This is a genomic window from Actinomyces bouchesdurhonensis (assembly GCF_900128465.1).
GTDB classification, from domain to species: Bacteria; Actinomycetota; Actinomycetes; order Actinomycetales; family Actinomycetaceae; genus Pauljensenia; species Pauljensenia bouchesdurhonensis.
Genome location: NZ_LT635862.1, coordinates 160,889 through 170,154, shown reverse-complemented (window position 1 = coordinate 170,154; position 9,266 = coordinate 160,889). Strand labels below are relative to the sequence as shown.

7 protein-coding genes, 2 pseudogenes and 1 riboswitch are annotated in these 9,266 nt (G+C 62.6%); of the genes and pseudogenes, 2 read left to right on the top strand and 7 right to left on the bottom strand.

Annotated elements, in window-relative coordinates; genetic code table 11:
* The 3 genes and pseudogenes from BQ7477_RS00780 to BQ7477_RS00770 all read right to left on the bottom strand — a co-directional run.
* A pseudogene (locus BQ7477_RS00780) lies at window positions 1-569 on the bottom strand (transcription-repair coupling factor); the annotation flags it as partial.
* Between the two features lie 47 nt (window positions 570-616).
* On the bottom strand, window positions 617-1,480 hold the full coding sequence (locus BQ7477_RS00775; RefSeq protein ID WP_073982444.1) for an SGNH/GDSL hydrolase family protein: 864 nt from the start codon (window positions 1,478-1,480) through the stop codon (window positions 617-619).
* A gap of 224 nt (window positions 1,481-1,704) precedes the next feature.
* Window positions 1,705-2,182: pseudogene (locus tag BQ7477_RS00770) on the bottom strand (galactokinase family protein); the annotation flags it as partial.
* Window positions 2,183-2,304: 122 nt separating this feature from the next.
* Between BQ7477_RS00770 and BQ7477_RS00765 the strand changes: the two are divergent.
* Complete coding sequence (locus tag BQ7477_RS00765; RefSeq protein ID WP_073982487.1) at window positions 2,305-2,853, top strand: 2'-5' RNA ligase family protein; 549 nt, start codon at window positions 2,305-2,307, stop codon at window positions 2,851-2,853.
* A gap of 513 nt (window positions 2,854-3,366) precedes the next feature.
* Here BQ7477_RS00765 and BQ7477_RS00760 read toward each other — a convergent pair.
* The 3 genes from BQ7477_RS00760 to glyA all read right to left on the bottom strand — a co-directional run bounded on the left by BQ7477_RS00760 (window position 3,367) and on the right by glyA (window position 6,526).
* Window positions 3,367-4,194, bottom strand: coding sequence for an exodeoxyribonuclease III (locus tag BQ7477_RS00760; RefSeq protein WP_073982443.1), 828 nt, complete (start codon window positions 4,192-4,194; stop codon window positions 3,367-3,369).
* Between the two features lie 137 nt (window positions 4,195-4,331).
* Window positions 4,332-5,240: a bifunctional methylenetetrahydrofolate dehydrogenase/methenyltetrahydrofolate cyclohydrolase gene (locus BQ7477_RS00755; protein ID WP_073982442.1), complete on the bottom strand. Its 909-nt coding sequence runs from the start codon at window positions 5,238-5,240 to the stop codon at window positions 4,332-4,334.
* Entirely contained in the window at window positions 5,237-6,526 is a 1,290-nt protein-coding gene (gene glyA / locus BQ7477_RS00750) for a serine hydroxymethyltransferase (protein WP_073982441.1), read from the bottom strand. The genes BQ7477_RS00755 and glyA overlap by 4 nt, the downstream gene beginning before the upstream one ends.
* 38 nt (window positions 6,527-6,564) lie before the next feature.
* Window positions 6,565-6,651: riboswitch (ZMP/ZTP riboswitch) on the bottom strand.
* 307 nt (window positions 6,652-6,958) lie between these two features.
* Between glyA and BQ7477_RS00745 the strand changes: the two genes are divergently transcribed.
* Window positions 6,959-7,654, top strand: a complete 696-nt coding sequence (locus tag BQ7477_RS00745; protein ID WP_073982440.1) for a sugar transferase — start codon at window positions 6,959-6,961, stop codon at window positions 7,652-7,654.
* A gap of 860 nt (window positions 7,655-8,514) precedes the next feature.
* On the opposite strand, the gene BQ7477_RS00740 is transcribed toward BQ7477_RS00745, so the two are convergent.
* Entirely contained in the window at window positions 8,515-9,264 is a 750-nt protein-coding gene (locus BQ7477_RS00740; protein ID WP_073982439.1) for a WecB/TagA/CpsF family glycosyltransferase, read from the bottom strand.
* Window positions 9,265-9,266 lie beyond the last annotated feature (2 nt).

The window sequence follows — 9,266 nt, the reverse complement described above, 5'->3', positions numbered from 1 at the left end:
GCGCGCACCGCCTGCGTGAGGAGGAGCTCGCGGCAGGGGACGGCCCACACCCCGTCGGCGGCCTCTCCGAGGGTGCGCTGGTCGGAGACGGAGAAGGCGCGGATGTCGTCTACCTCGTCGCCCCACAGCTCCACGCGAAGCGGGTGAGCTTCCTGGGGCGGGAAGACATCCAGGATGCCGCCGCGTACGCTCATCTGGCCGCGTCCTTCGACCATGTCGACGCGTTCGTAACCGAGTTCGGCCAAGCGGTTCGTCGTCTCCGTCAGGTCCAGAACGTCTCCGGTGCGCACGCGCACGGGTTCGAGATCGGCTAAACCTGCGATGATCGGCTGCAGGAAGGCTCGGATGGGGACGACGAGGATCGAGAGTGGACCCGCGCTGTCGTCTCCCGCAATGGGGTGGACGAGGCGCCGCAGGACGGCGATGCGCCTGGCCATCGTGTCCACCTGGGGCGAGAGACGCTCATGTGGCAGTGTCTCCCATGCGGGCAGCATGACGACGCCCGGAATCCACGAGGCTAAGGCGTTCGTTAAGGTTTCGGCGTCGCGCCCGGTGGCGGTCAGAACCACGAGCGGCCTGGCCGCGCGCGAGGCNCCCGACGACGAGCCACGGTCCGTCAGTCGTCATACTCCGATTGTGCCACCCGCGCCGAGAGCATGTCCCACTGGGGAGCATCCTCGACGACGGGGGCTGCCTCACGTCGGGATTCGGCCCACGCGTCGGCGAAGAGCTGTGCCCACTTGGCGTAGGCCGCCGAATTGGGGTGGAAAAAGTCCGCGGCGTGGTAGGCGAAGGTGTAGGTGGGCAGTGAGTATTCCTGCGTCAGGGAACGCAGGTCAACCAGGTGCGCGTGGGAGTCCTCGACGGCGGCGCCGATTCGGTCAGACATGTCCTGAGCGCGGCTTTCCTGCGGCATGATGCCGAAAGAAGGAATCGTAGAGACGAGAGTATCGGCGGGAAGCGCAGCCAGGATACGGCGCAGGCGCTCCTCGAACTGGCCGGGGGCCATGTCCTCGGTCATGACATCGTTACCGCCGATTGTCAGGGTGACCAGGTCGGGCGTCCAGGGGCCGTCCAGCAGGCCCAGGCCACGCATCTGTGGTATCTGGGTGAGTTCGACGGATTCGATGGTGGCACCCGACAGGGACAGATTGAGCAGGAGCACCTCACGGTCCATCTGCTGCATGATTGCGGAGGCCAGGCGTGCCGGGTAAGACTCGGTGATGCGCGAAGCACCCATGCCCTGCACGGAGGAGTCACCCAGTGCCACGATCAGATACGGGCGCTCACCCTCGGGATGCTCATCCAGCTGACGCAGACGTTCCAACGTGGCCAGGTTGTGGTTTTCCCAGGACCTGCGGTAGTCGCCGCGCTGAGAGTCCAGGCGCAGGAGGCGCCCTATCGCGATACCACCGCCGAAGAGGCTCGCGCCGCCAGCCGCGGCACCCGCCACCTGCCATGCTCGTTTCCCGATCCCCATGTTGCGTCCTTCCCGCGTCTGTCGCTGCTTGTCTAAGTGTAACGAGGCCGGGGTCGGTGCTTCAAATGCTGAAGCACCGACCCCTCGGTTTGTCTAGATCACTCAGCTCAGACGCCCGGCCGGCGCTCCCGGGAGAGCACGGATGAAGTGAGGAGGCTCCCAGCCACGCTGCGCGTAGGCGGCCGCGACGACTCGCGCAACGCCCTCCACGGCGTGCGCATCGACNTCGAGGGCAACCGCGGTCGCACACTCAAGCGCGGCGCTCGACGAGAGGCCACCACCCAGGGGCACGCACGACCACAGGGCCGCGTCAAAACCGGGCAGCGGCCCAAATCCAGCCTGCTCGAGGGCCCACGCAACGCCAGCCAGGTACGCGGTCCAGTGGTTCGTCACCTCGCCGGGGGTCCCCTTCGGGCCGATCACATCCAGATCGAGGACATCCACCGCGTCGCGGGTCTGCGGCGACATCAGCCGAATCGTTCGATCCTCGCGGGGCGACAGCGCCACGTAGGCGCGGTGCGGGAGGGCAATCGGCAGGCACGGGCCGCCGTTATAGTCCACATGTTCGCCAATGATGTTCACGCGCCCGGGCGCACCCCACACGCCCGACGGCTCGTAGCCAAACGTTTCACGGAACAGGGCTGTGGCCTGCGCGGCCCCATCGGCGGGGGTAGCAGCGTCGGCCCACACGAGATCACTCACACGATCCTCCTTGGTCTCACTCCCACAAGTCTACGTGAACGCACTCACAACCTTCAGACGCTATCCCATCGCGACCCACAGGTACAGTGAGAGAACCCACCGACGCGACACAGGCAGGCATCATGTTCCTCCCCCAACGACTCCCCGGCCAAGACTGGCTCGGCGTCGTCGTCGCCATCCCCGAACCCTGGGTTTCTCAGCTCACCGACCTGCGCCTACGCCTAGGCGACCTCGCAGGATCACGTATCCCCGCGCACATCACCCTGATGCCTCCCACCCCCATCGCCCGCGACACACGAGCCGCCGTCATCGACCACCTGCGTGCCATCGCAGCCCGCCACGCCCCCTTCCGCGTCACTCTCTCCGGCACAGACTCGTTCCGCCCCGTCTCCAACGTCGCCTTCATGAAACTGGCGGAAGGCTCCGATGCCTGCATCGACATCGCCGAAGAAATCCGCTCAGGCCCCCTCGACCACGACACTCGCTTCCCCTACCACCCGCACGTAACCCTCGCCCAAGACGTCGACGATGTCGCCTTGGACCTCGCTCTCGACATCGGCGCAACCGTCGAAGCCTCTTGGATCGTTCCCGGCTTCCGCCTGGACCGCATCGACCCCTCCGGCATCTACTCCTCGATGGCCCTGTTTGATTTCGACGCCTCCGGCCACTGATTCGCTGCTTACCAAGCCTTTGCGCGTTACCAAGCCTTTGCGCATTACCAAGCCTTTGCGCGCTACCAAGCCTTTGCGCGCTGACCCCATCTCATTGATGCGAGCGCCCACCCCCATCAATTTCGCACGTAATTCCCTCACAACTCCTTCAAATCTTGAAATCGAAGCGTTGGAATTGCAACGTTTCCAGCGATTATTGAAACTTCACTCAAAAGAATTACGTGCGAAATTTTGGGAAATAGTGTCATAGCTCACAGACTAGGCCAGCCCAACCTCACCATACAGCCCAGCTCTGCCCCACAACCCCGAATGTCGCACGTAATTCCCTCGCAACTCCTTCAAATTTTGAAATCGAAGCGTTGGAATTGCAACGTTTCCAGCGATTGTTGAAACTTCACCCAAACGAATTACGTGCGAAATTTTGGGAAACGGTGCCACAAGCCACAGACCAGGTCGCCCGCAGACGCGAAAGGCCGTGGCCCCGGGTCAGACCACGGCCTCACGCACGAAGCGTCAGATGTCGTAGGTCACCGAAACCGGCGCATGATCCGAGAAGCGCTCCTCATACTCCTCAGCGCGACCAATCACAAAACTGCGAGCCCGCTCCCCCAGAGTCGGCGTCGCATACTGATAGTCAATACGCCAGCCCGCATTGTTGACAAACGCCTGCCCACGCCAAGACCACCACGAATAGGGGCCCTGCACATCGCCGGCCAGATCACGCACCGTATCGCGCCAGCCCTCCTCCACCCACCGGTTGAGGAATACGATCTCCTCATCGAGGACGCCAGCGCGCTTATTGTGGTTCGGCTTCCAGTTTTTGATGTCAGCTTCCGAACGCACGACGTTGAAATCACCGCACACCAAGGAAGGGACACCGTTCTCCTCCTCATCTGCAAGTAGCTCAGCCATGCGCGCACCAACGCGAGGCAGATGCGCCATCTTCGCCTCCTGTTTAGGCGTGTCCTTCTCACCCGAATGGAAGTATGCGGACACGACACGCAGCGGGGTCTGCGCGCCCTCGCGGCGCACGACGGTCTCCAGCCAACGACCCGAATCAACATCCGTTTCTGCATCGTCGAGCACAGGGCGAGGCTCACCCTCAAAACCCACTCGTCCGCGCCTCACAGCCACACCAACGCCCGCTCGTCCCTTAATGCGACATGGCGCCCACACACTGTCCCACGCCTCGCCCATAATGTCGCGGGCAATCTCCTCCGGTGCACGCACCTCCTGCATAACAAGCACGTCCGTATCGCTCGCATCCAACCAGGCCAGGAAGCCGCGCTTATGGGCGGCGCGAATACCATTCAGATTCACTGTCGTTACCGTCAGAGTCATCGATTCTCCTTCAAGCGAGTGTTTCTTCAGCGTACCCGAACATGAAGGCGCGGCGAGGGAATGAGTTCCCTCGCCGCGCCTGGCACGCGCTCACACATTCGCCGACACGCACCGACGAACATAACGCCTACTGGGGGCTACCGGGAGCCGAGACCCGCCTGGCGCTCCGCCGCCTCAACGACGTTCGTGACCAGCAGCGCACGCGTCATCGGGCCAACTCCACCCGGGTTCGGGCTGAGCCAGCTGGCAACCTGATCGACGCCGTCGGCGACATCGCCCTTCAGGCGAGCCTTACCGTCGGCGTCCTTCACACGACTCACGCCCACGTCCAGGACAACCGCGCCGGGAGCCACCATGTCGGGAGTGATGATTCCAGCTGAACCCGCTGCTGCGACGATCACGTCCGCCCGGCGCACGTGATCAGCCAGGTTCCTGGTACCCGTGTGGCACACGTCAACCGTCGCGTTCACTTCCTTGCGCATGAGGAGCAGACCGATCGACCGGCCAACCGTCACGCCACGCCCGATGACGCACACGTTCCTGCCGGCCAAGTCGATCCCATGACGTTCCACCAGCTCGATGACCGCGCGCGGCGTACAGGGCAGCGGCGAGTCGATCGGACCAGAGCCACGCAACACGAGGCGCCCCAGATTCATCGGGTGTAGCCCGTCAGCGTCCTTCGCTGGGTCGATACGCTCGAGGACCGCGTTCGCATCGATGCCCCGCGGAAGCGGCAATTGAACAATGTAGCCCGTGCACGCCGGATCCGCGTTGAGCTGATCGATCGCGGCCTCCACCTGTTCCTGCGTAGCGTCGGCAGGCAGGTCCACGCGGATCGACTGTGCACCAATCTCGGCGCAGTCGCGATGCTTGCCCGCGACGTATGCGACAGACCCAGGGTCCTCTCCCACCAGGATTGTGCCGAGGCCTGGGACAGCCCCGACCTCGCGCAGCCTGTTGACGCGTTCCTTGAGCTCCGCCTTAATCGCCGACGCGGTCGCGGTCCCATCCAGGACCCCTGCGGGCCCCGCCCAGGGGGCCCTCACTGCTCGAGCCCCGCATACAGGGGATGCTTGTCCGTCAGCCTCTTGACGCGTGCGCGCAGGGCATCCACCTCAACGTTGCCACCGGACGCGCCCTGCGTGAGCGTCGTGCCGATAATGTCCGCGACTTCGGCGAAGTCTTCAGCATCGAAGCCGCGCGTCGCGAGGGCCGGCGTGCCGATACGCAGACCCGAGGTGACGGCCGGCGGGCGGGGATCGAAGGGGACCGCGTTGCGGTTAACCGTAATGCCCACTTCATGCAGCAGATCCTCCGCCTGCTTGCCGTTGAGTTCAGACTCAACCAGGTCGACGAGCACCAGGTGCACGTCCGTACCACCGGTGACCAGCTTAATACCTGCCTTCTTCGCATCGTCAGCTCCGAGGCGCTCCGCCAGGATCTGTGCGCCCTCGAGGGTGCGGCGCTGACGGTCCTTGAACTCTTCAGTCTGCGCGACCTTCATGGCGATCGCCTTGGCTGCAACCACGTGCATGAGAGGGCCACCCTGCTGGCCGGGGAACACGGCGCTGTTGAGCTTCTTACCCCATCGCTCGCCGCGCGACGACAAGATCATGCCGGAACGAGGTCCGCCCAGGGTCTTGTGAACCGTCGTCGTCACAACGTCGGCGTAGGGCACCGGGTTCGGATGCAGGCCGGCTGCCACAAGTCCCGCGAAGTGCGCCATGTCCACCCACAGGGCAGCGTCGACCTCGTCAGCAATGTCCCGGAAGGCCTGGAAGTCGAGGTGACGAGGGTAGGCGGACCAGCCGGCGATGATGACGCGGGGACGCTCAGCGAGAGCCGCTTCACGAACCTTTTCAGGCTCGATGCGCATCGTCTCGCGGTCTACCTCGTAAGCGACCGCCTTGTAGTGCTTACCCGAGAAGTTCAAGCGCATGCCGTGAGTGAGGTGGCCTCCGTGAGCCAACGACAGGCCGAGGATCGGATCGCCAACGTTAGCCATCGCCATGAGCGCTGCCGCGTTTGCTTGAGCACCGGCGTGAGGCTGGACGTTGACGTAGTCGCCACCAAACACCTGCTTGGCGCGTTCGATCGCGAGGGACTCTGCGACGTCCACAAACTCGCAGCCCCCGTAGTAGCGGCGCCCCGGGTAGCCCTCAGCGTACTTGTTAGTCAGAACAGACCCCTGCGCCTGAAGGACAGCGCGCGGAACGAAGTTTTCCGAGGCGATCATTTCGAGAGTCTCGCGCTGGCGGCCCAGTTCAGCATCCAGCACCGCCTGAATCTCAGGGTCGAGCTGCGCCAGCGTCATGTCGTTGAGGGAATCCATCGGGTTCTCCTGTTGATCATTCGAGTGTGATAACAGCAACTTCTAGCCCAGGCGGGCGGCTATCGATGCCAACGCGTCGCTCCCCGGTGGTGGCCCACCTCAAATCGCCAGTCACGACACGCTATCAAGTCTATCTCGCAGCCGTGAGCTGCGCATTCTTCCATCGTGTCAGGATGCTACCATTTGGTCACCATGCGACCGTGAGGCGTCAGCAACAAGTATCTGGTGCACGAAATCACAGCCCATTTTCGCTTGTACTTAACCCTTTGGTTAGCAACTAAGTTAACCGTATGGATAGACTAGGGTTAACACCTAACGGTGACTGAGTCGAGATCGGGTCGTTTACCCAGTAAATGTCCCAATCTAGAGGGGAACACTCCTCTAACCGACCTACAGTATTTGAGTTTGAGGAAGTAGAAGGAAGAGGCACAGATGACAACTTTGACGAAGCCAAGTGCGCGCGCCGCCTCGACGGCTCTGGCATACGAGCACGCGTCCGATTTAGCCGCATCCGCCGACAGCGCTATCAAGCGCATGTGCGATGTTATCGCCTCACTTCTCGGCATTATCATGCTGATTCCGGTGTGGATTATCGTCGCTCTAGCGGTGCGCCTGAGCGACGGCGGTCCCGCATTCTTCACACAGAAGCGAGTGGGCCTCGACGGTACGACTTTTACCATGTTTAAGTTCCGCACCATGCGCGTTGATGCCGAAGCCATGAAGGCCTCTCTCATGGAGGCCAATGAGGCCGATGCCAGCGCAGGAAATTCGATCATGTTTAAAATGGCGAACGACCCGCGCGTAACGCGAATCGGCGCCTTCCTCCGCAAGACCTCGATCGACGAACTACCCCAGCTTTTCAACGTTCTCCGGGGCGACATGTCGCTCGTCGGGCCGCGCCCGCCGCTGCCCAGCGAAGTTGCACAGTACGAGCCTCGCGTCATGGGCAAGTTCGCCGTCCGCCCGGGCATCACCGGCCTCTGGCAAATTTCGGGGCGCTCCAACCTCTCCTGGGATGAGACGGTCCACCTGGACCTGTCCTACGCCCAGCACCGCTCCCTCACGCTTGATGCGTGGATCATGCTGCAGACAGTCCCTGCTCTGCTGCGTCACGAGGGAGCCTACTGACCCTTTCTGCGTGTGTGTGACGGGGTGTGGCCCGAGCCTTTCGGCTCGGGCCACACCCTTAACTATGCTCTACAGACCCAGCACAACCAGTGTCCTGCAGCGTTTCACACCCCACCATCGAAAGACGGCTTATCCCCTTTCGACGACCGTGACAAAACCTAAATAACGGTTACCGTAAATCTCAAAGGGGGCTTGCTTCTGAGACGAACCACCCGCGCCATCCCCACTCCAGACTCCAGTGCGGCTCCAGCGTCCATCTGCCAATACAAGAAGAATCATGGTCGCACGCGTCATAATACCTGACCACCATGGACACCGAACCGACGATACCCAGCACCTTCCAGATACCAAGGATGCCGACGCAAGTTGTCGCCAGCATCACCGATACGGTCGTTAGACAGACCGCTTCGCGTCCAACGAACTCACCCCGTCAAAAGCTGCTGCTGGTTAGGACACAACAACGGCAGTCGCAGCAGCTCACAGCTGGGGCTTGTCGTATCCCGAGAGCGCGGCTGGGAGTCTCGAGCGGTGCGCCACTGACACGTGAACCCGCTCCTTAGAGCGCTAACCCGCTATCGCGCGCGTTAACACCCAAATGCGACCGCAGACCGCCCCGCCAACGCTCACGACAGAAGACCCCCGCGCGGATTAGCGGCTATGTGCCACATAGCTAGTCCCGGTACGCCATAGCACGTTCAAGAACGACAGAGCGGGTGTAATCCTCTGGAAGGACTCCCTTCGCTCCGTCGTCGCGTTCGAGATCCACGCGACGATTCGCCGATCATCCTACAGACGGGTGCGCGGGCCGAACCCTCATCGAGTTCAGCCCGCGCACCCCAGCCTCACTTAGCGCGAATTACTCACACCTTGGAAGCACCCTGCGAGACGACGAGACCGAGCTCGTCGAAACTGCCCATCGCTTCAAGCCGACGAATCAGCTGCGGCCAGTGCGCGATGAAGTCCAAGGCCTCGATGGTGTAACGCTTCGTCAGGCGCTTGGGTTCATGCGCAATGCGCCAGGCCCAGCCAAGCCGAGCATTGTGTACCCAGTCGGGGAAGTAGTCCTCGGCGGCTTTCGCATACTGGTCTATCCAACCACCCGCCACGCACACTGACACATCCGGTACTTGCTCCAGCACCCATGCAGCGACGACATCCTGGAGACCAGCCCCGAGTCCGACAATCGCCAGACGCGGATGGAAGTCCGTCAGGATCGACGGGTTAGCCTTCAGTCGACGCAGCCCGTCGTATCCGTCGATGTGTTGAACGTTAAAGCGGCTCAGCCGCTGTGCGACGGCCTGGCCGGCCTCCACGGTCGTACCGATCACGGTGATCCGAGTGCCGTCCTCGAGGCGATCGAAGACGTAAGGCAACACGAGGTCCGTGGACGTACGGGCAACGTTGTACCCAGCGGCGCGTAGACGCATCTGAAGGAACGTGCCATCGAACCCGATGGTGCTCATACGTGACAGGGCTGGAAAGTCCGCGTGAAGAAGCGACCAGTGATTGAGCCATGACGTGGCGTGCCCGGGGGTGAGCAGGCGCGTCGCCATCGCTTCAAAGACGGGGTCGGCCACGGATACGTTCTCGGAGCGAGACTTGTCAGTCATGA